At 67.5% G+C, this 23,769-nt stretch carries 25 protein-coding genes; 17 read left to right on the forward strand and 8 right to left on the reverse strand.

What is annotated here, in order from left to right; translation table 11 throughout:
* The first annotated feature begins 173 nt into the window (after nucleotides 1–173).
* Genes cofD through HBE64_RS18260 form a run of 3 tightly spaced genes read left to right on the forward strand, consistent with a single transcriptional unit; the run spans nucleotide 174 to nucleotide 3,054 of the window.
* Complete coding sequence (cofD, locus tag HBE64_RS18250; protein ID WP_167105227.1) at nucleotides 174–1,175, forward strand: 2-phospho-L-lactate transferase; 1,002 nt, start codon at nucleotides 174–176, stop codon at nucleotides 1,173–1,175.
* Entirely contained in the window at nucleotides 1,172–2,515 is a 1,344-nt protein-coding gene (locus HBE64_RS18255) for a coenzyme F420-0:L-glutamate ligase (protein ID WP_167105230.1), read from the forward strand. Before cofD ends, HBE64_RS18255 begins: the two co-directional genes overlap by 4 nt.
* Complete coding sequence (locus HBE64_RS18260) at nucleotides 2,512–3,054, forward strand: NUDIX hydrolase (protein WP_167105233.1); 543 nt, start codon at nucleotides 2,512–2,514, stop codon at nucleotides 3,052–3,054. Before HBE64_RS18255 ends, HBE64_RS18260 begins: the two co-directional genes overlap by 4 nt.
* 20 nt (nucleotides 3,055–3,074) lie before the next feature.
* Here the strand turns inward: HBE64_RS18260 and HBE64_RS18265 are convergent, their stop codons facing one another.
* From HBE64_RS18265 to rfbD, 3 genes are read right to left on the reverse strand one after another with little or no spacing between them, the layout of a single operon-like run.
* Nucleotides 3,075–4,151, reverse strand: a complete 1,077-nt coding sequence (locus HBE64_RS18265; protein WP_167109394.1) for a sugar phosphate nucleotidyltransferase — start codon at nucleotides 4,149–4,151, stop codon at nucleotides 3,075–3,077.
* A 5-nt stretch (nucleotides 4,152–4,156) separates the two neighbouring features.
* Nucleotides 4,157–5,044 carry a glycosyltransferase family 2 protein gene (locus HBE64_RS18270; protein WP_167105236.1) on the reverse strand — a complete coding sequence of 296 codons (888 nt, stop codon included), beginning with the start codon at nucleotides 5,042–5,044 and terminating at the stop codon, nucleotides 4,157–4,159.
* Between the two features lie 17 nt (nucleotides 5,045–5,061).
* Nucleotides 5,062–5,919 carry a dTDP-4-dehydrorhamnose reductase gene (rfbD, locus tag HBE64_RS18275; protein ID WP_167105239.1) on the reverse strand — a complete coding sequence of 286 codons (858 nt, stop codon included), beginning with the start codon at nucleotides 5,917–5,919 and terminating at the stop codon, nucleotides 5,062–5,064.
* A 145-nt stretch (nucleotides 5,920–6,064) separates the two neighbouring features.
* Between rfbD and HBE64_RS18280 the strand changes: the two genes are divergently transcribed.
* A complete protein-coding gene (locus tag HBE64_RS18280) occupies nucleotides 6,065–7,483 on the forward strand; it encodes an LCP family protein (protein WP_243841684.1) in 1,419 nt (472 codons plus the stop codon).
* Nucleotides 7,483–8,193 (forward strand): TIGR03089 family protein, encoded by a 711-nt coding sequence (locus HBE64_RS18285; RefSeq protein WP_371744006.1) that lies wholly within the window; start codon nucleotides 7,483–7,485, stop codon nucleotides 8,191–8,193. The genes HBE64_RS18280 and HBE64_RS18285 overlap by 1 nt, the downstream gene beginning before the upstream one ends.
* Before the next feature lie 84 nt (nucleotides 8,194–8,277).
* Here the strand turns inward: HBE64_RS18285 and HBE64_RS18290 are convergent, their stop codons facing one another.
* On the reverse strand, nucleotides 8,278–8,664 hold the full coding sequence (locus tag HBE64_RS18290) for a GNAT family N-acetyltransferase (protein ID WP_167105248.1): 387 nt from the start codon (nucleotides 8,662–8,664) through the stop codon (nucleotides 8,278–8,280).
* Nucleotides 8,665–8,690: 26 nt separating this feature from the next.
* On the opposite strand from HBE64_RS18290, the gene HBE64_RS18295 reads away from it, so the two are divergent.
* The 4 genes from HBE64_RS18295 to HBE64_RS18310 all read left to right on the forward strand — a co-directional run bounded on the left by HBE64_RS18295 (nucleotide 8,691) and on the right by HBE64_RS18310 (nucleotide 11,973).
* Nucleotides 8,691–9,281: a TetR/AcrR family transcriptional regulator gene (locus HBE64_RS18295; RefSeq protein ID WP_167105251.1), complete on the forward strand. Its 591-nt coding sequence runs from the start codon at nucleotides 8,691–8,693 to the stop codon at nucleotides 9,279–9,281.
* Nucleotides 9,282–9,353: 72 nt separating this feature from the next.
* Nucleotides 9,354–10,139, forward strand: coding sequence for a methyltransferase domain-containing protein (locus HBE64_RS18300; protein WP_167105254.1), 786 nt, complete (start codon nucleotides 9,354–9,356; stop codon nucleotides 10,137–10,139).
* A gap of 31 nt (nucleotides 10,140–10,170) precedes the next feature.
* On the forward strand, nucleotides 10,171–11,166 hold the full coding sequence (locus tag HBE64_RS18305; RefSeq protein ID WP_167105257.1) for a cation transporter: 996 nt from the start codon (nucleotides 10,171–10,173) through the stop codon (nucleotides 11,164–11,166).
* Nucleotides 11,167–11,172: 6 nt separating this feature from the next.
* Nucleotides 11,173–11,973, forward strand: coding sequence for a biotin--[acetyl-CoA-carboxylase] ligase (locus HBE64_RS18310; protein WP_167105260.1), 801 nt, complete (start codon nucleotides 11,173–11,175; stop codon nucleotides 11,971–11,973).
* On the opposite strand, the gene HBE64_RS18315 is transcribed toward HBE64_RS18310, so the two are convergent.
* The 3 genes from HBE64_RS18315 to HBE64_RS18325 are packed head-to-tail and all read right to left on the reverse strand — an operon-like array spanning nucleotide 11,970 to nucleotide 14,877.
* Complete coding sequence (locus HBE64_RS18315; RefSeq protein WP_167105264.1) at nucleotides 11,970–13,127, reverse strand: acyl-CoA dehydrogenase; 1,158 nt, start codon at nucleotides 13,125–13,127, stop codon at nucleotides 11,970–11,972. The two genes, HBE64_RS18310 and HBE64_RS18315, sit on opposite strands and share 4 nt — an antisense overlap.
* A gap of 42 nt (nucleotides 13,128–13,169) precedes the next feature.
* A complete protein-coding gene (gene purE, locus HBE64_RS18320; protein ID WP_167105266.1) occupies nucleotides 13,170–13,673 on the reverse strand; it encodes a 5-(carboxyamino)imidazole ribonucleotide mutase in 504 nt (167 codons plus the stop codon).
* A complete protein-coding gene (locus HBE64_RS18325; protein ID WP_167105269.1) occupies nucleotides 13,666–14,877 on the reverse strand; it encodes a 5-(carboxyamino)imidazole ribonucleotide synthase in 1,212 nt (403 codons plus the stop codon). The genes purE and HBE64_RS18325 overlap by 8 nt, the downstream gene beginning before the upstream one ends.
* A gap of 67 nt (nucleotides 14,878–14,944) precedes the next feature.
* Between HBE64_RS18325 and HBE64_RS18330 the strand changes: the two genes are divergently transcribed.
* Nucleotides 14,945–15,637 (forward strand): GtrA family protein, encoded by a 693-nt coding sequence (locus HBE64_RS18330; RefSeq protein ID WP_208300503.1) that lies wholly within the window; start codon nucleotides 14,945–14,947, stop codon nucleotides 15,635–15,637.
* Here HBE64_RS18330 and HBE64_RS18335 read toward each other — a convergent pair.
* Entirely contained in the window at nucleotides 15,559–16,110 is a 552-nt protein-coding gene (locus HBE64_RS18335) for a PH domain-containing protein (protein ID WP_167105275.1), read from the reverse strand. The two genes, HBE64_RS18330 and HBE64_RS18335, sit on opposite strands and share 79 nt — an antisense overlap.
* A 99-nt stretch (nucleotides 16,111–16,209) precedes the next feature.
* Here HBE64_RS18335 and HBE64_RS18340 point away from each other — a divergent pair, with 99 nt between their 5' ends.
* From HBE64_RS18340 to HBE64_RS18370, 7 genes are all read left to right on the forward strand, one after another.
* Nucleotides 16,210–17,838 (forward strand): acyl-CoA carboxylase subunit beta, encoded by a 1,629-nt coding sequence (locus HBE64_RS18340; protein WP_167105278.1) that lies wholly within the window; start codon nucleotides 16,210–16,212, stop codon nucleotides 17,836–17,838.
* Nucleotides 17,839–18,007: 169 nt separating this feature from the next.
* Nucleotides 18,008–18,283, forward strand: a complete 276-nt coding sequence (locus HBE64_RS18345) for an acyl-CoA carboxylase subunit epsilon (protein WP_167105281.1) — start codon at nucleotides 18,008–18,010, stop codon at nucleotides 18,281–18,283.
* A 4-nt stretch (nucleotides 18,284–18,287) separates the two neighbouring features.
* On the forward strand, nucleotides 18,288–18,929 hold the full coding sequence (locus HBE64_RS18350; protein ID WP_167105284.1) for a nucleoside triphosphate pyrophosphatase: 642 nt from the start codon (nucleotides 18,288–18,290) through the stop codon (nucleotides 18,927–18,929).
* A gap of 20 nt (nucleotides 18,930–18,949) precedes the next feature.
* The gene (locus tag HBE64_RS18355) at nucleotides 18,950–19,846 is read left to right on the forward strand and encodes a sulfurtransferase (protein ID WP_167105287.1); all 897 of its coding nucleotides are present in this window, start codon (nucleotides 18,950–18,952) and stop codon (nucleotides 19,844–19,846) included.
* Nucleotides 19,843–20,262 carry a SufE family protein gene (locus HBE64_RS18360; RefSeq protein WP_167105290.1) on the forward strand — a complete coding sequence of 140 codons (420 nt, stop codon included), beginning with the start codon at nucleotides 19,843–19,845 and terminating at the stop codon, nucleotides 20,260–20,262. The genes HBE64_RS18355 and HBE64_RS18360 overlap by 4 nt, the downstream gene beginning before the upstream one ends.
* Nucleotides 20,263–20,375: 113 nt before the next feature.
* On the forward strand, nucleotides 20,376–22,175 hold the full coding sequence (locus HBE64_RS18365) for an acetyl/propionyl/methylcrotonyl-CoA carboxylase subunit alpha (RefSeq protein ID WP_167105293.1): 1,800 nt from the start codon (nucleotides 20,376–20,378) through the stop codon (nucleotides 22,173–22,175).
* Nucleotides 22,176–22,306: 131 nt separating this feature from the next.
* Complete coding sequence (locus HBE64_RS18370; RefSeq protein WP_243841376.1) at nucleotides 22,307–23,758, forward strand: sugar transferase; 1,452 nt, start codon at nucleotides 22,307–22,309, stop codon at nucleotides 23,756–23,758.
* Nucleotides 23,759–23,769: the final 11 nt, after the last annotated feature.

The raw sequence follows: 23,769 nt of genomic DNA on the forward strand, positions 1-23,769 counted from the left end.
AATGACACTGGTGTGATTAGACACGCCTATGAGAGTCCGGTCAAGCGAAAGAACCAAAATTGATACCACTTTCCTCGGACAATTCGGCGAGTCGATGCCCCGGCGTGTCTCGGTGGTGACTCGATCGTGACCGCGTGCGCGCCCAAAGACCCGACCGCCTAGTGTCGATCGGTGTGAAGATCACCGTTCTGGTCGGCGGCGTGGGAGGCGCCCGTTTCCTGCTCGGGGTGCAGCGATTGCTGGGTTTGGGTCAGTTTGCCGGCCAAAATTCCGGAGCCACAGGCGATCTTGATCACGAGCTCACCGCAGTGGTCAACATCGGTGACGACGCGTGGATGCACGGCGTGCGGATCTGCCCGGATCTGGACACGTGCATGTACACGTTGGGTGGCGGGATCGACCCCGAACGGGGCTGGGGACACCGCGACGAAACCTGGAACGCCAAGGAAGAATTGGCCGCCTATGGCGTACAGCCGGATTGGTTCGGTCTCGGCGACCGCGATCTGGCGACGCATCTGGTGCGCAGCCAGATGTTGCGTGCGGGATATCCGCTGTCGCAAGTGACCGAGGCGCTGTGCCACCGCTGGTCCCCCGGCGCCCGCCTGCTACCAGCCAGTGACGACCGGTGTGAGACGCACGTGGTGATCGACGACCCGCAGACCGGCGACCGCACGGCAATCCACTTCCAGGAGTGGTGGGTCCGTTATCGAGCGCAAGTACCCACCCACAGTTTCGCCTTCGTCGGGGCTGAAAGCGCCAAAGCCGGACCCGGTGTGGTCGACGCGATCACCGAGGCCGACGTCGTCATGCTGGCGCCGTCGAACCCGGTCGTCAGCATCGGCGCGATCCTCAACATCCCGGGCATCCGGGCCGCGTTGCGCTCCACCGGCGCCGCGATCGTCGGCTACTCCCCGATCGTGCACGGAAAACCCTTGCGCGGCATGGCCGACGAATGCCTTTCGGTGATCGGCGTCGAAACGTCCTCTCAGGCCGTCGGCCGGCACTACGGTGCCCGCTCGGCAACCGGAATCCTCGACTACTGGCTGATCTCCGAAGGTGACCACGCCGAGATCCCCGGTGCGACGGTCAAATCGATTCCGCTGCTGATGTCCAACCCGGACGCCACCGCCCAGATGGTCCGCGCCGGGCTGGAATTGGCGGGCGTGACCCCGTGAGCCTCGAGCACGGTGCCGCTGCACCCATCGAAATCCTGCCCGTACCCGGACTTCCCGAATTCCGCCCGGGTGACGATCTGGCCGCGGCGCTGGCCGAGTCCGCGAGGTGGTTGCGCGACGGCGACATCCTTGTCGTCACCAGCAAGGTGGTCTCCAAGTGCGAGGGCCGCATCGTGGCCGCGCCGGCCGATCCCGAAGAGCGGGACGCCCTGCGACGCAAGCTGATCAACGATGAGGCGGTGCGGGTATTGGCCCGTAAGGGCAAGACCCTGATCACCGAGAACCGCATCGGATTGGTTCAGGCCGCGGCCGGAGTCGACGGGTCCAACATCGGCGCAACGGAATTGGCGTTGCTTCCGGTGGATCCGGATGGCAGCGCGGCTTCTTTGCGTGCCGCGTTGCGCGAGAAGCTCGGCGTCGACGTCGGTGTCCTGATCACCGACACCATGGGGCGGGCGTGGCGCAACGGGCAGACCGATGCCGCGATCGGCTCGGCCGGGCTGCCGGTGCTCTACGCCTACGCCGGCGCGGTGGACACTCACGGAAACGAGTTGCTGGTCACCGAAGTCGCCGTCGCCGACGAGATCGCCGCCGCCGCCGATCTGGTCAAGGGCAAGCTCACTGCGGTGCCCGTCGCAGTGGTGCGCGGACTTCGCCTGCCCGACGACGGGTCCACCGCGGCGCGGCTGCTGCGCAGTGGCGAAGACGACCTGTTCTGGCTTGGCACCGCCGAGTCGATCGAATTGGGCCGCCGCCAAGCCCAACTGCTGCGCCGCTCCACCCGGCAGTTCGCCGACGAACCGGTGGACCCGGCCCTCATCGAGGAGGCGGTCGCCGAGGCATTGACCGCGCCGGCGCCGCATCACACCCGCCCCGTGCGGTTCGTCTGGTTGCAGGACCGCGGTAGGCGCGTCACGCTCCTGGACCGGATGAAGGATGCCTGGCGTGCCGATCTCAGCGGTGACGGCAGGCCCGCCGGCAGCGTCGAGAAGCGGGTCACCCGCGGCCAGATCCTCTACGACGCACCGGAGGTCGTCATCCCGTTCCTGGTTCCCGAAGGCGCGCACAGTTATCCGGATCCGGTGCGCACCGCTGCCGAGCACACGATGTTCACCGTCGCGGTGGGTGCCGCCGTGCAGGGCCTGTTGGTGGCACTGGCCGTGCGCGGGGTAGGCAGCTGCTGGATCGGCTCGACTATCTTCACCCCGGATCTGGTGCGCGCGATACTTGATCTGCCCGCTGAGTGGGAACCGTTGGGCGCCATCGCAATCGGCTATCCCGTCGAGCCTCCTGAGCCGCGCGATCCCGCTGCGGTGGGCGATCTGCTGGTGCGCAGATGAGCGTGCGGGATTCGGCGATCGAGCTGCTGACGGGTTGGCAGCCACCCAATGACGGCCAAGACTCACTTCGTCACGCGGTGCTGGCGTTCCTGGACGCCCGCGAAGATTCCTGCCAACGCAGTTGCGTACCAGGCCATATCACCGCCTCAGCGTTGGTGGTCGCCGATACCGGTGACAAGGTGCTGCTGACCCTGCATCCGCGGCTGGGACGGTGGGTGCAACTCGGCGGGCATTGCGAGCCGGAGGATTCCGATATCGTCGCCGCCGCACTGCGCGAGGCCACCGAGGAGTCCGGCATCGACGGACTGAGCATCGACGCGGATCTCGGCGCTATCCACGTCCACGCCTTGACCTGCTCGCTGGGGGTGCCGACTCGTCATCTGGACCTGCAGTTCATCGCGTACGCCCCGGCTGACGCCCAGATCGCCATCAGCGACGAGTCACTGGACCTGCGGTGGTGGGCCCCCGACGCGCTTCCGCCCGGAACCGACAGCGCGCTGGCACACCTGGTGGCAGTGGGCTGCGCCCGCAAGCGTTAGCCCACAAGTGGCCACTGGGGCTAGATGTCCGAGGAGTAGCGGATTCCGCAGTCGGGGATCATCACACCGGGCCACACCCGCGCGCCGCGCAGGAGTTCGCAGCGTGCCCCGATGTCGGCGCCGTCGCCGATGATGCCGTCACGAACCAGTGCCCGCGGACCGATCCGCGCACCGAAGCCGATGATCGAGCGTTCCACGACGGACCCGGCTTCGATCTTGGCCCCGTCGAAGATCACCGCGCCGTCGAGTCGCACTCCCGGCCCGATCTCGGCGCCACGGCCCACCACGGTGCCGCCGACCAAGACCGCGCCCGGCGCCACCGATGCACCGTCGTGCACCAGGCTCTCCCCGCGCCGCCCGCCCAACGCCGGCGAGGGCGCCAGCCCGCGCACCAGATCGGCTGAGCCGCGGACGAAGTCCTCGGGAGTGCCCATGTCGCGCCAATAGCTGGAGTCGACGTACCCGCACACCCTGACACCGTCGGCCAGCAGTGCCGGGAACACTTCACGCTCCACCGAGACTTCGCGTCCACGCGGGATGCGGTCGATGATCTCGCGCTTGAAGATGTAGGTGCCGGCGTTGATCTGATCCGTCGGCGGGTCTTCGGTCTTCTCCAGGAAGGCCACGACGTTGCCGTCGGTGTCGGTGGGCACACAACCGAACGCCCGCGGGTCACTCACCCGCACCAGATGCAGGGTCAGATCTGCCTCGCGCGCGTGGTGGGCGGCCAGCATCTCGGACAGGTCCATGCCCGATAGCACGTCGCCGTTGAACACCATCACGGTCTCGTTGCGCAGCTTGGGCACCACATTCGCGATACCGCCGCCGGTGCCCAGTGGGTGCTCTTCGGTGACGTACTCGATCTGCAGGCCGAGCTTGGAGCCGTCACCGAACTCGTTCTCGAAGGTGGCGGCCTTATACGACGTGCCGAGGATGACGTGCTCGATCCCGGCTTGAGCGATCCGGGAGAGCAGGTGGGTCAGGAACGGAAACCCGGCGGTCGGCAGCATCGGCTTTGCGGCCGACAAGGTCAACGGCCGCAGCCGGGTGCCTTTACCGCCGACGAGGACGACCGCGTCTACCGCGCCCGGGTTCACATCGCTCACTGAGCCTTCCCCCCTTTTCCCCGTTCCCGTTTCGATTTGCGCACCGCCGCGCGGGAACGCACCTTCAATGCGCCCTTCATCGTCCAGCGCAGCGGCGCCTGCCACCATCCGAAATGGCGGTCCGCGAGATAAATGTAGGTGCTGTCATGGTGGGCGCGCAGGTTTCGGGCCGGATCACGTCCCGTCGAGTGGCCTTTGTCGTGCAGGATCTCCGCGGCCGGGACGTAGACGTTGAGCCAGCCGGCCCTGCCGATCCGGTCTCCGAGATCGACGTCTTCCATGTACATGAAGTAGCGCTCGTCGAAGCCGCCGACCTGCTCGAATGCCGCCCGACGGATCAGCAGGCAGGAGCCGGAGAGCCAGCCCACCGGCCGCTCGCTGGGCTCCTGGTACTGCTGGCGATAGGCCTTGGTCCATGGGTTGTTCTTCCAGGCGAAGCCGACCACGGCGTGCATCCCGCCCCGGATCAGGCTGGGCAGGTGACGGGCAGATGGGTAGACCGAGCCGTCGGGGTCGCGGATCAGCGGCCCGAGCGTTCCCGCCCGCGGCCATCGCTCCGCCGCCTCCATCAGCGCGTCGATACTGCCCGGCCCCCACACGACGTCGGGGTTGGCCACGATCACGAACTCGTCGTCGGCGGGCACCGTGGCGACCGCGCGATTGACGGCGCTGCCGTAGCCCAGGTTGCCGCCGGTGCGCAGCAGTGTGGTGCCCGGATAGCGCTCGACTGCCTCTTCGGGTGTGCCGTCCACCGAGCCGTTGTCAGCCATCACCACGGTCACCGGCCGGTCGGTGGCCACGGTCAGCGAGGACAGGAAGCGGTCCAAGTGCGACCCCGGTGAGTACGTCACCGTCACGACGGTGAGCGGGCGGGTGGAGGTCACGGCGTAGAGGGTAGCGGTCAGTCGGCGAGGGGCTGGGCAAGCGCCTCGGCTAGGGCTTCACGCCACGGCCGCAGCGGGGTGAGGCCCGCTTGCGCCGACATCGTCATGGACAACGCGGAGTACACCGGCCGACGGGCGGGCTTCGGTGACTGCGCGGCGCGGATCGGACGAACCCGTTGGGGGTCGGCGCCGAGCGTCTCGAACACGGCGCGAGCCTGCTGGAAGCGGCTGACGGCGCCGGCGTTGGCGGCGTGCAGGACCGGCTCGCGAATGCGCGCATCGCCCGCCTCGAAAATGGCGCCGAACAGGTCTTTGACGTAGGTGGGCGAGCCGATCTGGTCGTCGGCGACGTCGACGGTGTCCTCGGTGGCGGCCGCCCGCCGCAGGACCGCGACGAAGTCGCTGCCCGATCCGCCGGTGTACACCCAGGAGGTGCGCACGACGGTGGCGTCCGGCTGGGCGGCGAGCACCGCGAGCTCCCCGGCGAGCTTGGTTCGGCCGTAGACGCTCAACGGGTTCGTCGGGTCGCCAACCTCATAAGGGTGACGTTTCTCACCGCCAAATACGTAGTCGGTAGACAGGTGCACCAGGTCGGCGCCGACCCGGGCGCAGGCGTGGGCGACGTTCTCCGGGCCGGTGACGTTCACGGCGTAGGCGGCCTCGGGGTCGGCCTCGGCCACGTCGACGTTGGCGATGGCCGCGCAGTTGACGACCAGGTCACCCTTGGCGACGAAATGTTCGGCTGCCGGTGCGTCGGCGATGTCCCACTCACGGTGCGTCAACGCGCTGACCTGATAGCCGCGGCGGGCTGCCTCACCTGCGAGGAAGCGTCCGACCTGGCCCCCGGCACCGGTGATGACGATCCGCCTGCCCATGACTTCGAGTCTGGCACGCCGGTTTCGGCTACCGGGTATGCGCCCATCTCGCCAGTAGCCTGGGCTGATGCCTGCTGACACCGATGCAGTGACGGGCGCCCGGCGGGTGGCTCGCACCGTGCTGGCGTTGATCGCGGTGATCGTGATGGTCGGCACGGGTGTCGCCTGGGGGAAGATCCGCTCGTTCGAGGACGGCATCTTCCACATGAGCACCGCGGCGCTCGGCGGCGGGGAGGACGACGGTGCGATCGACATCCTCCTCGTCGGTATGGACAGCCGTACCGATGCGCACGGCAACCCGCTCACGGCCGACGAGTTGGCCACGCTGCACGCCGGCGACGACGTGTCCACGAATACCGACACGATCATCCTGGTGCGCATCCCGAACAACGGGAAGTCGGCGACCGCCATCTCGATTCCGCGCGACTCGTATGTGAAGGCGCAGGGGCTGGACAAGACGAAGATCAACGGCGTCTACGGCCAGGTGAAGCTCGAGAAGATGAAGGAGCTCGTCGAGCAGCAGGGCATGGACCCCGCCGAGGCCGAGCCGAAAGCGGTGGAAGCCGGCCGCGAGGCACTGATCAAGACCGTCGCCGACCTGACCGGCGTCACGGTGGACCATTACGCCGAGATCGGCCTGCTAGGCTTCGCCTTGATCACCGATGCTCTCGGCGGTGTCGACGTGTGCCTGAAAGATGCTGTCTACGAACCCCTTTCGGGGGCGGATTTCCCGGCCGGCTGGCAGAAGCTCAATGGTGCGCAGGCGCTGAGCTTCGTGCGCCAGCGCCACGACCTTCCGCGCGGTGACCTCGACCGGGTGGTGCGCCAGCAGGTGGTGATGGCTCAGCTTGCCCACCAGGTGATTTCGGGCAAGACGCTGACCAGTCCGTCGACGCTGAACCGGCTGCAGGATGCGATTCAGCGCTCGGTGGTGATCTCCTCGGGCTGGGACATCATGGATTTCGTCAAGCAGTTGCAGAATCTGGCGGGCGGCAATGTCGCGTTCGCGACGATTCCGGTGCTCGATGAGGCCGGCTGGAGCGATGACGGCATGCAGTCGGTGGTGCGGGTCGACCCCAGCCAGGTGCAGCAGTGGGTCGCCGGCCTGCTGCACGATCAGGATCAGGGCAAGACCGAGAAGATCGCCTACTCGCCGGACCAGACCACCGTCGAGGTGGTCAACGACACCGAGATCAACGGCCTGGCCGCCGCGGTGTCGGGAGTGTTGACCGCCAAGGGTTTTGCTGAAGGCAACGTCGGCAACAACGAGAAAGATCACGTGATCAAGAGCCAGGTCCAGGCCGCCAAGGAGGACGATCTCGGCGCCCAGGCGGTGGCCAAGGAACTCGGCGGGTTGCCGGTCGCCGCGGAGGGTTCGATCCCCGCGGGCACGGTCCGGGTGGTGCTCGCGTCGGACTACACCGGACCCGGGTCGGGCCTGGACGGGACGCTGCCGACAGCCGCGAGGGTGGATCAGGCCGCCGGGCAGGCCGGCGATGCGACGCCCCCGCCGCCGTCGCCGATCATCACCGCGGGGTCCGACGACCCCAAGTGCGTCAACTGATGAATATCGCTGACGCGGTTCTGAATCCGTTGCTGCGCGCCGACCCGATGGGTCCGCGGATCACGTTCTACGACGACGCCACCGGTGAGCGCATCGAACTGTCGACGGTGACGCTGGCGAACTGGGCGGCCAAGACCGCCAACCTGTTACGCGACGAACTCGGCGCCGGGGCCGGCTCCCGCGTGGCGGTGCTGCTGCCCGCGCACTGGCAGAGCGCCGCGGTGCTGCTGGGTGCGTGGTGGATCGGCGCCGAGGTGGTGCTCGCGGGCGGTACGGCCGACGTGGCGCTGTGCACCCTGGACCGCCTCGATGAGGCCGACGAACTGGTGGCCGGCGGTGAGGTGGCGGTGCTGTCGCTGGACCCGTTCGGTAAGCCGGTGCCAGACCTGCCGATCGGGGTGACGGACTACGCCACCGCGGTGCGGGTGCACGGCGATCAGGTGATCGGCGAGTCGCGCCCTGGTCCGGCGCTGGACGGCCGTTCAGTCGACGAGATCATCACTGCAGCAAGAGATTCCGCGTCCTCTGCCGGGTTGACAGCCAAGGATCGGGTGATGTCGTCGCTGAGCTGGTCGACGACGCAGGAGATCGTCGACAACCTGCTGGCGGTGTTCGTCGCCGGTGCCTCACTGGTTCAGGTGGCCCACCCCGAACTGGGACTTCTGGAGCGGCGCGCTCAGACGGAGAAAGTGACCCGCACGCTCTCGTAGGTCGATAATTGCCGTCACTTCGCCCTGCGAGTGGGTCAGGTGCGTCGGGCCGTATCGGGACAGTCGTTGCAAGACACGGTGGTTCTAGAGCAGCGCTTCGGCGATCAGCGAGCTGCCCGGCGGCAACGTCGCAACCAGGTTGTCGCACAACGTGGTCCCGACACCGATGCCCTGGAAGTCGTCCTCGACCAGCAGCGCGAGCTCATAACCACCATCGGGCAAGGCAACCACGCTGCCCAGCGCTATGACCCGTCCATCATCCAGTTGCGCCAGGACGGCGTGGTGATCGGCGGCTTCGGACAGCGCGTGGTCGAGGTACGCGGTCGGCATCGCCGCACTGTTGCCCATCCACCGATGAAGCCGGCTGGCCGCACTACACCTGTCGTGCATCGCGACCACGGCCTCGCGGTCGGCCCCGACGGCGAGGCGCACGGCGAACGAAAGCCCTGTCGAGGTCAGTGCGGCCCTCACCGCGATGGCCTACTCTGAAAGCTGTCATGGTTACCGACCCGAAATTCAGTACGCGCCAAAGGATCGTCTACAGCGCGGTGCAATTGTTGCGCGAACAGGGCGTCAGCGGCACCGGCGTGCGGACGATCATCGAGCGTGCCGAAGCACCGCGCGGTTCCTTCCAGCACTACTTTCCCGGCGGCAAGGATCAACTGGTCGGCGAGGCGGTCACGTGGGCAGGAGATTTCGCCGCCGAAAGGGTTGAGGGCTATCTGCGCACCGCCCGAAGGCCGACGCCGGCCGGACTGTTCGGCCACATGGCCGATCAGTGGAAGAGCGAATACATCGCTCGCGGCTTTGCCCGCGGATGCCCGCTCGTGGCAACCGCCGCCGACATCGCAGCCACCGACTCGGCAGTCAACAATGCGCTTCGCACCGCTTTCGAAGGGTGGGAACGGGCCGTCGCCGGGGCGTTGTCCCAGATGGGAATTCCCGGTGCGCGAGCGAGACGGCTGGCGATCGTGATGATCGGTTCGCTGGAGGGGGCGATCGCCCTCGCACGGGTGGAGGGCAGTGTTCGCCCGCTGACCACCGTTGTCGCCGAACTCGGTCCCCTTCTAAATGAAGCCGTCGCCTGACCCGAATTCCATGACACTTGTCATAGTCGGGATGTTAATCCCTTGCGATGCAGGGATCTATCGACTTAGCCTATGACGATGGTCATAGGCTCGGGGTATACGCCGGGAGTCGGATCCACATCGGTCAGCTTCATGGCCGAGCGGACCGCGCATAGCCATGCCGGATTCGCACTCTCCGAGCTAACGCCTGGCATGAGCGTGGTCGACGTCGGATGCGGACCGGGAACCATCACAGTAGGGCTGGCGAGTGCAGCGGCACCGGGAAGCGTTCTCGGTGTCGATCAGAACGGCGAACAGCTGGCGGGAGCACGCGCCCGAGCCGACCAGCAGGGGCTGGTCAACGTCCGGTTCGCCGCAGGCTCCTGCTATGAGCTACCGCTGGAGGACCAGTCGGTCGACCTCGCCTTCTCACACGCGCTCATCGAGCACCTCAGCCAACCTGTACGCGCGCTGACCGAAATGCGGCGGGTGCTCCGGCCGGGGGGCGTCGTTGCCGTGTGCAGTCCGGACTGGGGCGGATTCATCCTCAGTCCGCCCACGACAGCCGTCGAGCAGGCCGTGCAGGCCTACACCGCACTAATGGAACGTAACGGCGGTGATCCACAGGCCGGACGGCGGCTCGCCGGTCATCTGCTGGACGCTGGCTTCACCGACGTCCGAACACAAGCGCGCTACGAGCTGTACGCCGACCCGGGCTCCATTGACGGTTACCTGGGCAATCAGCTTCGCGCGGCAGGGAAGTCAGGGGCTGCCGACGCATTGTCGGACTGGGCAATCCACCCGTCGGCGATGTTCGCCCAGACCTGGGTGAGCGCTTGCGGGAAGGCCCAGCCGGGCGCCCGCGACATCGGCGGCTGATGGCGGCGGCCGGACCGCTAGGCTGACGCCCATGTCAGTGGCGTCCGAGACCGCCGTTCTGCGGGCGGAGCGACGCAGCCTGTACACCTACATGGTCACGATGCTGTTTTTGGCGGTACTCGGGTTCGCCGTGTACGCGATCACCCGGGTGTCGGCCACCCAGCTCGACGGCGTCATCTCCCTGATCAACGCGGCCGCCGCGTTCATCGCTGCCCGCCTCGCCGTCACCGCATCCCGGCCGGCCGACGTCGACAGCCCCTACGGTCGTCTCGCGCTGGAGAACCTCTACGCACTGTTCCGGTCGCTGATGATCCTGGGCGTGGTCATCGTCGGGGTGGTGACCAATTCGATCAAGGTGATCGACTACCTGATCACCCGCAAGGGATCGGAGCCGGAGTTCGGTGTCGCGGCCGTCTACACCGCGGTGTGCGTGCTGATCTGCTTCGCGCTCAAGTGGAACCACGAACGCAACAACCGCTCGGTCAACGGCGCCTCGGCCCTGCTCAAAGTGGAGGCCACCGCCGCGAAGATGGAGGCCTTCATCAGCGGGGGCATCTGCGCGTCGCTGGTGCTCGTCTCCGTCCTCCCGGAGGGCACCTTCCTCACCTCGGAGACCTTCAACATCAAGGACATCGCCGACAGCATCATCGTGCTCATCCTGTGCGTGCTGCTCGTCGGTGAGCCTGTCCGGCAGATCCGCCTGGAGTTCGGCCGGCTCTCAGGCCGGCGCGCGGACCCCGCGCTCGACGAGGCGGTTCGGGCCGCGATCGCGGCGGTCTCGGCCGAACACGCCGACGAACTCGAGCACGACCTGACCCTCGTCGACGCCTTGGCCATCGCCAGGGGCAAGACCATCGAGGTGGACCTACGGGTCGCCTACACCGGCACGATGTCGGTGCACGAACAGGATGAGCTGCGGGCCAACACCTACACCGAGCTTCGCGAGCGCATCGGCCCGCTGCGGCTCACCCTTGTGTTCAGCGAACTGCCCATCCACGCGACACCGACTGCCGCGTCACTAGGCTGACCGTTCGTGGACCGCTCCCCGCTGAATGTCGCCTTCCTCCGTGAACAACTGCTCGGCCGTGACGGTGTAGCGCGCCTCGATGTCGTCGCCGACACCGGCTCTACCAACGCCGACCTGTTGGCGCGCCATGCCGCCGGGGAGGACATCACCGGCGCGGTGCTGCTCGCCGAGCATCAGAGCGCGGGGCGCGGCCGCAACGGCCGCAGTTGGTCGGCGCCGGCGCGTTCCCAGATCGCCCTGTCGGTCGGAGTCGACGCCGCGAATGTGCCTCCGGCAGCGTGGGGTTGGCTGCCGCTGCTCACCGGTGTGGCACTGGTCGACGCGGTGCGGCAGACGACCGGCATCGGGGCCGTTGTGAAGTGGCCCAACGACGTCCTCGTCGGCAGCGGCAAACTGGCCGGCATTCTGGCCGAGGTCGCCGCACCGGATCCGGTGATCGTCGTCGGCCTCGGACTCAACGTCACCCTCACCCCCGAGGAGGCTCCCGACCCGCGGGCCACCTCGCTGGCAATGCTCGGCGCCACCGTGCTCGACCGCGATGCGCTCACTGTCGCGATCCTGGGCGAGCTGAGCGCCGCAATCCGGCGCTGGCACCACGCGCAGGGACCCGACGAAACCCTCGTCGAGGCCTACCGGCGCAGCAGCGCGACGCTGGGCAGCCGGGTGCGCGCACTTCTGCCGGGTGATCGCGAAATCATCGGCACTGCAACGCACATCGACGAACTCGGTCGTCTACTGATCGACACCGACGCCGAGGTGGTGACGGTCTCGGCGGGTGACATCACCCACCTGCGCCCCGCTGACTAACGCAGCAGGGCGCGGGACATCACGACCCGCTGAATCTGGTTGGTGCCCTCGTAGATCTGGGTGATCTTGGCGTCGCGCATCATCCGCTCGACGGGGAAGTCGACGGTGTAGCCGGCACCACCGAAGAGCTGCACCGCGTCGGTGGTGACCTCCATGGCCACATCAGAGGCGAAGCACTTCGAGGCCGCCGAGATGAAACCGAGGTTGGGCTCACCACGCTCGGCGCGCGCAGCAGCCGAATACACCATCAGCCGCGCGGCCTCGACCTTCATCGCCATGTCGGCGAGCATGAACTGCACGCCCTGGTTATCGGAGACCGGACGGCCGAACTGCTTGCGGTCCTTGGTGTATGCGATCGCGGCGTCCAGCGCGCCCTGCGCGATACCGACGGCCTGTGCACCGATTGTGGGGCGGGTGTGGTCCAAGGTGGCGAGCGCGGTCTTGAAGCCGGTGCCCGGCTCGCCGATGATCCGGTCGCCGGGGATACGACAGTTCTCGAAGTACAGCTCGGTGGTCGGCGAGCCCTTGATGCCGAGCTTGCGTTCCTTGGGCCCAACGGTGAAACCCTCGTCGTCGGCGTGCACCATGAACGCCGAAATGCCGTTGGCGCCCTTGTCCGGGTCGGTCACGGCCATCACGGTGTACCACGTGGACTTGCCGCCGTTGGTGATCCAGGCCTTGGCGCCGTTGAGAATCCAGTCGTCGCCGTCGGCCTTCGCACGGGTGCGCATCCCGGCCGCATCGCTGCCGGCCTCGCGCTCGCTGAGCCCGTAGGAGGCCATCGCGCCTTCGGCGATCTCGGGCAGCACCTTCTTTTTGAGCTCCTCGGAGCCGCGCAGGATCAGGCCCATCGTGCCCAGCTTGTTGACCGCGGGGATCAGCGAGGCCGAGGCGTCGACGCGTGCCACCTCCTCGATGACGATGCATGCCGCCAGCGAGTCCGCGCCCTGACCGCCGTACTCCTCGGGGACGTGTACCGCGTTGAAGCCCGAAGCGTTCAGCGCCTCGAGGGCCTCCTCCGGGAACCGCGAGTTCTCGTCGCAGTCGGCGGCGTAGGGAGCGATCTCCTTCTCCGCCAGTGCCCGGATCGCCGTCCGCAGCTCCTCGTGCTCCTCGGGCAACTTGAACACATCGAAATCGGGATTTCCAGCCATCACAGCCTCCTTGCTACTCGCCGGTAACTTTACCGCGCAGCGTCACTCTCCGAGTAATCGCTCCTGCAGCGCACGATCCTTCGCCAGCACCTGAGCCTCGAGGTCGGCCTGGAAGTTCTCCATCTTCTCCAGCAGCACCGGGTCTGCTGCCGCCAGAATCCGCACCGCGAGCAGGCCCGCGTTGCGCGCCCCGCCGATCGACACCGTGGCCACCGGCACGCCGGCGGGCATCTGCACGATCGACAGCAGCGAGTCCATCCCGTCGAGCTTGGCCAGCGGAACCGGAACCCCGATCACCGGCAGCGGTGTCGCCGAGGCCACCATGCCCGGCAGGTGGGCTGCGCCGCCCGCGCCGGCGATGATCACCTTGATCCCGCGGCCGGCCGCGCCGCGCGCGTAGTCGAGCATCCGGCCCGGGGTGCGGTGCGCCGAGACGACGCCCACCTCGAACGGCACGTCGAACTCGGCCAGCGCATGCACGGCGGCTTCCATCACCGGCCAGTCGCTGTCGCTGCCCATGATCACGCCCACCAGAGGCTCAGGCATGCCCGTCCCATCCGTCGGTCCATTCCGCGTGCGACAACCAGTGTGCCGCCCGCTCGGCACGTTCACGCACAGTGTCCGGGTCCGAGCCTGCGCGGCCCACGACGTTGACGTGGCCCACCTTGCGGCCGGGCCGCGCCGCCTTGCCGTACAGGTGCACCTTGGCTTCCGGGATCCGGCCGAACAGGTGGTGCAGCCGCTCGTCGAGGCGCATCGACGGCTCCTGTTGTGCGCCAAGCACATTGGCCATCACCGTCACCGGCGCGATCGCGCTGGTGTCGCCGAGCGGGTAGTCCAGAACGGCTCGCAGGTGCTGCTCGAACTGGCTGGTGACGGCGCCGTCCATGGTCCAGTGACCGGAGTTGTGCGGACGCATCGCGAGCTCGTTGACCAGCAGATCGCCGTCGGTGGTCTCGAACAGCTCGACCGCGAGCACGCCGACGACACCCAGCTCGGCGGCCAGCCGCAGCCCCAGCTGCTCGGCCGAGGACGCCACCTCCTCGGGCAGCCCCGGCGCCGGCGCCAACACGGTCACGCAGATGCCGTCGCGCTGCACGGTCTCCACGATCGGCCACGCCGCGCCCTGCCCGAACGGTGAGCGGGCCACCAGAGCCGACAGCTCGCGGCGCATGGACACCCGCTCCTCGAGCAGCACCGCCACCCCGTCGGTCAGATAACCCTCGACCACCTCCAGGGCGTGCGCCAGATCCCGCGTCAGCACCACACCGCGGCCGTCGTAGCCGCCGCGGACGGTCTTGACCACCACCGGGGCGCCGCCGATGCGTTCGCTGAACGCGGTGACGTCGCCGATGGCCGACACAGCGGTATACCGCGGGATCGGCGCGCCCAGCGCCTCGAGCTTGCGCCGCATCACCAGCTTGTCCTGGGCGTGCACCAGCGCCTGCGGGGGCGGGGCCACCTTCACACCCTCGGCAATCAACGTCTCGAGCAGCTCGGTCGGCACGTGTTCGTGGTCGAAGGTCAGCGCATCGGCACCGGAAGCCGCTTTACGCAGGGCTTCCAGGTCGGTGTGGGCTCCGAGCACCACGTCGGGCGCGACCTGGGCGGCCGGATCGTCGGGGTGCGCAGCCAGCACCCGCAAACTCTGGCCAAGGGCGATCGCGGCCTGGTGGGTCATCCGGGCCAGCTGTCCGCCGCCAACCATGGCGACAATCGGAGGTCTGGGGTCGTTCGGCACGGCCATCATGGTGTCAGACCTGCGGAGCACCGGCGCTTTAGGCACACCTGGCCCGACTTCCGTAGACTCGTTCCTTGTGTCTTTCGCTGATGCCACCATCGCTCGGTTACCCCGACCGATCCGGCCCTTTGCCGATCGGCATCACGAGCTCATCAAGTTCGCGATCGTCGGCGCCACGACGTTCGTCATCGATTCGGCGATTTTCTACACGCTGAAACTGACGATCCTCGAACCCAAGCCGGTCACCGCCAAGGTGATCTCCGGCATCGTCGCGGTGATCGCGTCCTACGTGCTCAACCGCGAATGGAGCTTCCGCAACCGTGGCGGGCGCGAGCGCAGCCACGAGGCACTGCTGTTCTTCGCCTTCAGCGGGGTGGGCGTGCTGCTCAGCATGGCCCCGCTATGGTTCTCCAGCTACGTGCTGGAACTGCGGGTGCCGCACGTGACACTGACCATCGAGAACATCGCCGACTTCGTCTCGGCGTACGTCATCGGCAATCTGTTGCAGATGGCGTTCCGGTTCTGGGCCTTCCGGCGCTGGGTGTTCCCCGACGAACTGGGCGGCGACCCCGACCGGGCACTCGAGTCCGCGCTGACCGATGGCGGTCTGGCCGAGGCTCTGGAAGACGAGTACGAGGCGGGCGGCGGTGTGGTGACTCCGCTTCGGCGCCGCCGCCGCGGCGGGCTGGGTCAGTCGGCCGGCGGCGCGGGCCTGCGTGCCGATCGACTGTCGGATTCCTCCGAACCCAGGGTGTCGAAAACTTCGTGATACAGCAGTGAATGCACCTGTTCTACGCGGGGAATGTCGTAGAACTCAAGGGGATCCTGCGACGCCGATTCGATGATCAGCGTGCCCGTCCGCAGCATGCGGTCGAACAAGCCGTGCCGGAACTCAACACTGTTCACCCGTGCCAGCGGAATGTCGATGCCGGTGCGGGTGAGCAGGCCGTGGCGGAACATCACCCGCCGGTCGGTGATGACGAAATGTGTTGTCAGCCAAGTGAAGAACCGCCACACGGTGAGCCAGCCCACCAGAATGGCCCAGATCGCCGCGATGACGATGTAGAGCACCTTCTTCGCGGTCGGATCCCAGCCGGTCCGGTTCACCAGCGCCGCGACGAACGTGGCTGCCGCGGTGCTGATCAGCAGGACGAACACCGGGCCGATCAGCCGCTTCCAGTGCGGGTGCCGGTGCAGGACGACCTGCTCGTCGTCGGCGAGCACGTTCTCGGGATATCCCATGGTCATCTCCTACGGCACAGCAGCCCGGATCGCAAGACACCAACACGACAGCCAGCCGCCCTTAGCGCCTCCTTAAGGTTGCCGATACCATCGTCACCCATGACGAGCGTTAAGGAACCGGCGGCCGAGCACACGATCGACATTCACACGACGGCCGGCAAGCTGGCTGATCTTCGTAAGCGCGCCGAAGAAGCGCTGCACCCGGTGGGTGAGACCGCCGTGGAGAAGGTCCACGCCAAGGGCAAGCTGACCGCCCGCGAGCGCATCCTGGCCCTGCTGGACGAGGGCTCGTTCGTCGAGCTGGACGCGCTGGCCCGGCACCGCTCCACGAACTTCGGGCTGGCCGAGAACCGGCCGCTCGGCGACGGCGTGGTGACCGGCTACGGCACCATCGACAACCGCGAGGTCTGCATCTTCAGCCAGGACGCCACCGTGTTCGGCGGCAGCCTCGGCGAGGTCTACGGCGAGAAGATCGTCAAGATCCAGGAGCTGGCGCTGAAGACCGGTCGTCCGCTGATCGGCATCAACGACGGTGCCGGCGCCCGCATCCAGGAGGGTGTGGTCTCCCTCGGCCTCTACAGCCGGATCTTCCGCAACAACATCCTGGCCTCCGGCGTCATCCCGCAGATCTCGCTGATCATGGGTGCCGCCGCCGGTGGCCACGTCTACTCCCCCGCGCTCACCGACTTCGTCATCATGGTCGACCAGACCAGCCAGATGTTCATCACCGGACCCGACGTCATCAAGACCGTCACCGGTGAGGACGTCACCATGGAGGAGCTGGGTGGCGCCCACACCCACATGGCCAAGTCGGGCACCGTGCACTACGTCGCCTCCGGCGAGCAGGACGCCCTGGACTACGTCCGCGACCTGTTGAGCTACCTGCCGCCCAACAACTACGCCGATCCGCCGCGCTTCCCCGCGCCGCCGCACCCGGGGGCCATCGAGGAGAGCCTGACCGACGAGGATCTCGAACTCGACACGCTGATCCCGGATTCGCCGAACCAGCCCTACGACATGCACGAGGTCATCACCCGGATCCTCGACGACGACGAGTTCCTCGAGGTTCAGGCCGGCTACGCGCAGAACATCATCGTCGGCTTCGGCCGCATCGACGGCCGCGCGGTCGGCATCGTGGCCAACCAGCCCACCCAGTTCGCCGGCTGCCTGGACATCAACGCCTCGGAGAAGGCCGCCCGCTTCGTGCGGACCTGCGACTGCTTCAACATTCCGATCGTGATGCTGGTCGACGTGCCCGGCTTCCTGCCCGGCACAGAGCAGGAATACAACGGCATCATCCGCCGCGGCGCCAAGCTGCTCTACGCCTACGGCGAGGCCACGGTCGCCAAGATCACCGTCATCACCCGTAAGGCCTACGGCGGCGCCTACTGCGTCATGGGGTCCAAGGACATGGGCTGTGACGTCAACGTCGCGTGGCCGACGGCTCAGATCGCCGTGATGGGTGCTTCGGGCGCGGTCGGGTTCGTCTACCGCTCGCAGCTCAAGGAGGCCGCCGCCAAGGGCGAGGATGTCGACGCGCTGCGCCTGGAGCTCCAGCAGGACTACGAGGACACCCTCGTCAACCCCTACGTCGCCGCCGAGCGCGGCTACGTCGACGCGGTGATCCCGCCGTCGCACACCCGCGGCTACATCGCGACCGCGCTGCGTCTGCTGGAGCGCAAGATCGCGCAGGTGCCGCCGAAGAAGCATGGGAACATCCCGCTGTGAGTCGAACGAGCGCAGCGAGTGAGCGAACAATCCGGCCCGCTGTGAGTCGAACGAGCGCAGCGAGTGAGCGAACAATCCGGCCCGCTGTGAGTCGAACGAGCGCAGCGAGTGAGCGAACAATCCGGCCCGCTGTGAGTCGAACGATGACGCTGACGAAAGGCTCCGCGCTGTGAAGCACGAGGACATCACCGAGCTCAGCGACCCGCGCGATATCACGCTCGACGACCCCGCACCGGGTGTCCCCGAGATCCGCATCGACCGGGGCAACCCCACCGATGAGGAGATCGCCGCCCTGGTGACCGTGCTGGCCGGTGTCGGCGGCGGGCACCACGCACCGGGCCCGCAGGAGATCAACCTGTGGGGCCACCCGGTCGACAAGCTGCGCTACACGGTGACCAGCTGGCAGCGGGTCACGCTGCTGGGCCGCACCCACATGCGTCGCTGACGGAATGACCCGAGTCGTTCTGGGCTCGGCATCTTCGGGCCGCCTTCGGGTGTTGCGTAACGCCGGGATCGACCCCCTGGTGGTGGTGTCCGGTGTGGACGAGGACGCGATTGTCGAGCGCCTCGGTCCGGGCGCCGATCCCGCCGACGTGGTCAACGCGCTGGCGCAGGCCAAGGCCGAGTCGGTGCGCAACGACCTGGGCGACGACGTCGCCGCGGATTGCGTTGTGATCGGCTGTGATTCGATGCTCTTTGTCGACGGCCAGCTGCGGGGCAAACCGGGCACCCCGGAACAGGCTGTGCGGCAATGGAATTCGATGGCCGGCCGAGACGGCCATCTCTACACGGGGCACTGCGTGATCCGGGTTCTCGACGGTACGACCACCCACCTGCAGACCCGTGCCGCGGTCACCACCGTGCGTTTCAGCTCCCCCGGTGACACCGACCTGGCCGCCTACATCGCCAGCGGTGAGCCGCTCAACGTCGCCGGCGCGTTCACCCTCGACGGGCTGGGCGGCTGGTTCGTCGACGGCGTCGACGGCGATCCGTCCAACGTGGTGGGCATCGGGCTGTCGCTCACCCACGAACTGTTTCGCACCGCCGGGTTGTCGATCGGCGAATTGTGGGCCGCCAATCCGGTCGGCTGATCGGCGGTAGGCTCGTCGTCGTGCCACTTCCAGCAGATCCCAGCCCCGCCCTTAAGGACTACGCGCACCCCGAACGCCTGGTCACAGCCGACTGGCTGTCGGCTCACCTCGGCTCCAAGGGGCTGGCGATCGTGGAGTCCGACGAAGACGTTCTGCTCTACGACATCGGCCACATCCCCGGTGCGGTCAAGATCGACTGGCACACCGACCTCAACGACGCACGCGTGCGCGACTACATCGACGGCGAGCAGTTCGCCGAGCTGATGAACCGCAAGGGCATCTCCCGCGACGACACCGTGGTGATCTACGGCGACAAGAGCAACTGGTGGGCCGCCTACGCACTGTGGGTGTTCACGCTGTTCGGCCACCAGGATGTGCGACTGCTCGACGGCGGCCGCAATCTGTGGATCTCCGACGGCCGTGACACCACGCTGGACGTGCCGAGCACGACCACCACCGGCTACCCGGTCGTCGAGCGCAACGACGCCGCCATCCGCGCCTACAAGGACGATGTGCTGGCCTCCCTTGGCCATTCGACGCTGATCGACGTCCGCTCACCGCAGGAGTACACCGGGGAGCGCACCCACATGCCTGACTATCCCGAGGAAGGTGCGCTGCGCGGTGGTCACATCCCGACCGCGGTGTCGGTTCCGTGGGCCAAGGCCGCCGAGGACAGCGGCCGGTTCCGCAGCCGCGCCGCACTCGAGGAGGTCTACTCCTTCGTCAAGCCGGGCGACGACATCATCGCCTACTGCCGTATCGGCGAACGCTCCAGCCATACCTGGTTCGTGTTGACCTACCTGCTGGGTATCCCGGGGGTCCGCAACTACGACGGGTCCTGGACCGAGTGGGGCAATACCGTGCGGGTGCCGATCGTGGCCGGCGAAGACCCGGGAACGCTCCCCGGAGCGTCATGACGATGCCGGCGCCCCTGGCCGAGGTGGTGTCCGAGTTCGCTGAGATGCAGGGCCAGGACAAGCTCACCTTGCTGCTGGAGTTTGCCAACGACCTGCCGCCGCTGCCGTCCGGTCTGGAAGAGGCGGCCATGGAACCGGTGCCCGAATGCCAGTCCCCGCTGTTCCTGCATGTCGACGCCGCCGACGCCGAACACGTCCGGTTGTTCTTCAGCGCACCTGCCGAGGCTCCGACGACCCGCGGGTTCGCCTCGATCCTGGCGGCCGGGCTGGACGGTCAGCCGGCCGCCGACATCCTGGCGGTGCCCGACGATTTCTACGCCGAACTGGGTCTGGCAGCATTGATCAGTCCCCTTCGGCTGCGCGGAATGTCGGCGATGTTGACCCGGATCAAGCGCCGTCTGCGCGACGCCGGCTGAACTTACTCATTAGTAGGGGTACCGGCTGGTCCCGGTCGATTAGGCGCCGCTTACACTGCCGTGCGAACCTGTTTTTAAAGAACGTTCTTAAGATCCGTAACGCAGGAGGCACGGTGCCCGATCAGCAGCCCAATCAGACCATCTCGAAGGTCCTCGTCGCCAACCGTGGTGAGATCGCGGTCCGCGTGATCCGGGCGGCCAGAGATGCGGGTCTGGCCAGCGTTGCCGTCTACGCCGAGCCCGACGCCGACGCGCCGCATGTGCGGCTGGCCGACGAGGCGTTCGCGCTGGGTGGGCAGACCTCGGCCGAGTCCTACCTCGACTTCGGCAAGATCCTCGACGCGGCCGCCAAGTCCGGCGCCAACGCGATCCACCCCGGCTACGGGTTCCTGTCGGAGAACGCCGACTTCGCCCAGGCCGTCCTCGACGCCGGGCTGATCTGGATCGGCCCGAGTCCGCAGTCCATCCGCGATCTCGGCGACAAGGTCACCGCCCGCCACATCGCCGCGCGCGCCCAGGCGCCCCTGGTTCCGGGCACCCCCGATCCGGTGAAGGACGCCGACGAGGTAGTGGCCTTCGCCAAGGAGTACGGCGTGCCGGTGGCCATCAAGGCCGCCTTCGGCGGTGGCGGCCGCGGCATGAAGGTGGCCCGCACCATCGAGGAGATCCCCGAGCTGTTCGAGTCGGCTACCCGCGAGGCAGTGGCCGCGTTCGGCCGCGGTGAGTGCTTCGTCGAGCGTTACCTCGACAAGCCGCGCCACGTCGAGGCCCAGGTGATCGCCGACCAGCACGGCAACGTCGTCGTCGCCGGCACCCGCGACTGCTCGCTGCAGCGCCGCTTCCAGAAGCTCGTGGAGGAGGCGCCGGCGCCGTTCCTCACCGAGGCGCAGCGCAAGGAGATCCACGAGTCGGCCAAGCGCATCTGCAAGGAAGCCAACTACTACGGCGCAGGCACCGTCGAGTACCTGGTCGGCCAGGACGGCCTGATCTCCTTCCTCGAGGTGAATACCCGTCTGCAGGTGGAACATCCGGTCACCGAGGAGACCTCCGGCATCGACCTGGTGCTCGAGCAGTTCCGCATCGCCAACGGCGAGGCCCTCGCCATCACCGAGGATCCGACTCCGCGCGGCCATTCCATCGAGTTCCGGATCAACGGTGAGGACGCCGGCCGCGGCTTCCTGCCCGCGCCCGGCCCGGTGAACAAGTTCGAGCCGCCGACGGGTCCCGGTGTTCGGCTGGATTCGGGCGTGGAGACCGGTTCGGTGATCGGCGGCCAGTTCGACTCGATGCTGGCGAAGCTGATCGTGACCGGCGCCAACCGTGAGCAGGCCCTGCAGCGTGCCCGCCGGGCCCTCGACGAGTTCACCGTCGAAGGCCTCGCCACGGTCATCCCGTTCCACCGCGCCGTGGTCAGCGACCCCGCGTTCATCGGTGACGACAACGGCTTCACCGTGCACACCCGCTGGATCGAGACCGAGTGGAACAACACCATCGAGCCGTTCACCGGCGGTGGCCCGGTCGATGAGGAAGAGGCCCAGCCGCGCCAGAAGGTGATCGTCGAGGTCGGTGGCCGTCGTGTCGAGGTCTCGCTGCCCGGTGACCTGGCCCTCGGCAACGGCGGTGGCCCGGTCGATTCCGGTGTGATCCGCAAGAAGCCGAAGGCCCGCAAACGCGGCGCCCACGGTGGCGCCGCGGCTTCCGGCGACGCTGTGACCGCCCCGATGCAGGGAACCGTGGTCAAGGTGGCCGTCGAGGAGGGCCAGACCGTGGCCGCCGGCGATCTGGTCGTGGTGCTCGAGGCCATGAAGATGGAGAACCCGGTGACCGCGCACAAGGACGGGGTCATCACCGGGCTGTCGGCCGAGGCCGGTGCCGCGATCACTCAGGGCACGGTGCTCTGCGAGATCAAGTAGTCACGCGGCACGAAACTTTGCCGTCCGTCAGTGGCACAGTTCGGCTCTGTTACCGATACGCTGACCCTCTAGGAAACCGTTCGGCGGAGTGAGCAGCCATGGCGATGAGAACGACTCGGGCGACTGAGTCGATGCCCTCTGCCGCGGCCGACCCTGCCCAGCCAGACCGAAAGTCGTTTGCTGCGCTGATCCGTCAGGATCCACTCAGCACTGCCGTCACCATCGGCATCGACGTCGTGTCGGCAACCGTCGCGCTGGCTCTCGTCATCTGGTGGACGGTGGCGGTGCACGGGCAGCTGCCGCCCACCTGGATGCTGGCGCTGTTCGTCCCGACGATCATTGCTGTGATGGCGAGCCGCGGGATCTACCGCCGTCGGCTCAACCGCCGCTTCATCCACGAGATCGGCCCCGTCATCGCGACGGTGGCACTGGCGTCGATGGTGCTGCTGAGCGGTCTCATCCTGGCTCACGTCCCCGACAACCCCGAGCAGTTCGTGCTGCGGATCTGGGTCTGCGCCACCGCGATGATCCTGACGGGTCGCCTGATTCGGGCCAGCGTGCAGCGCCGCCTGCGGCTGCGCAGGCACCTGCTGTCCCCGACCCTGATCGTGGGCAACGGCATCGTGGCCCACCAGATCATCGAGCGGCTGATCGCCGCGCCAGAACACGGCTTGGATCCGATCGGTCTGCTCGACACCGACTCGCCTTGGCATCCCGACCACAACGAACCGGTAGCCGGCGTGCAGCGGATCGGTGCGCCGGAGTCAATCGAACAAGCGATCCTCGACACCGGCGCGGAGGCGATCGTCATCGCGTTCTCCCGCACCCAGGACGAGCTGCTCGCCCGAGTCGTGCGGCTGGCCCACCGTACTGGATCCAGGGTGTGGGTGGTCCCGCGGATGTTCGACGTCATTGGCGAGCGGTCGACCGTCGAGCATGTGGGTGGGCTGCCGCTGCTGTCGCTGCCCCGCACCGATCCGCGTGGTTGGCAGTTCACCGTCAAGCACCTCTTCGACCGGGTCTGCGGCACAATCGGTTTGGCGTTGATCTCACCGCTGTTCCTGACCCTGATGCTCTTGGTCCGGCTCAGCTCCCCCGGTCCGATCTTCTTCCGCCAGGCCAGAGTCGGACGCGACGGGCGTGTCTTCGACTGCCTGAAGTTCCGCACGATGCGGCTGCCCGACGCCGCCGACGGCGGCTTCGAGTTGGGCAGCGGAACCGCGCCCGGCGGTGTCGAGGGCGTCGACCGCCGTACCCGGATCGGCCGGATCATGCGGTCGACCTCACTCGACGAACTTCCGCAACTGCTCAACGTGGTCAAGGGCGAAATGAGCCTCGTCGGTCCGCGCCCCGAGCGGCCGGAGTACGTCGAGGTCTTCGAAGCCCAGATCCGGCGGTACGGCGAGCGGCACCGCGTCAAGGCCGGGATGACGGGCTGGGCGCAGGTGCACGGGCTGCGTGGGCAGACCTCGATCAGCGATCGCGCCGAGTGGGACAACTTCTACATCGAGAACTGGTCGCTGGGGCTGGATCTCAAAATCCTTGCGCTGACGGTTCTGGCGGTCTTTCACCGCGCCGAGTGACGGCCCGCCGC

Origin of the sequence: Mycobacterium sp. DL592 (assembly GCF_011694515.1) — a bacterium.
Lineage (GTDB): Bacteria > Actinomycetota > Actinomycetes > Mycobacteriales > Mycobacteriaceae > Mycobacterium.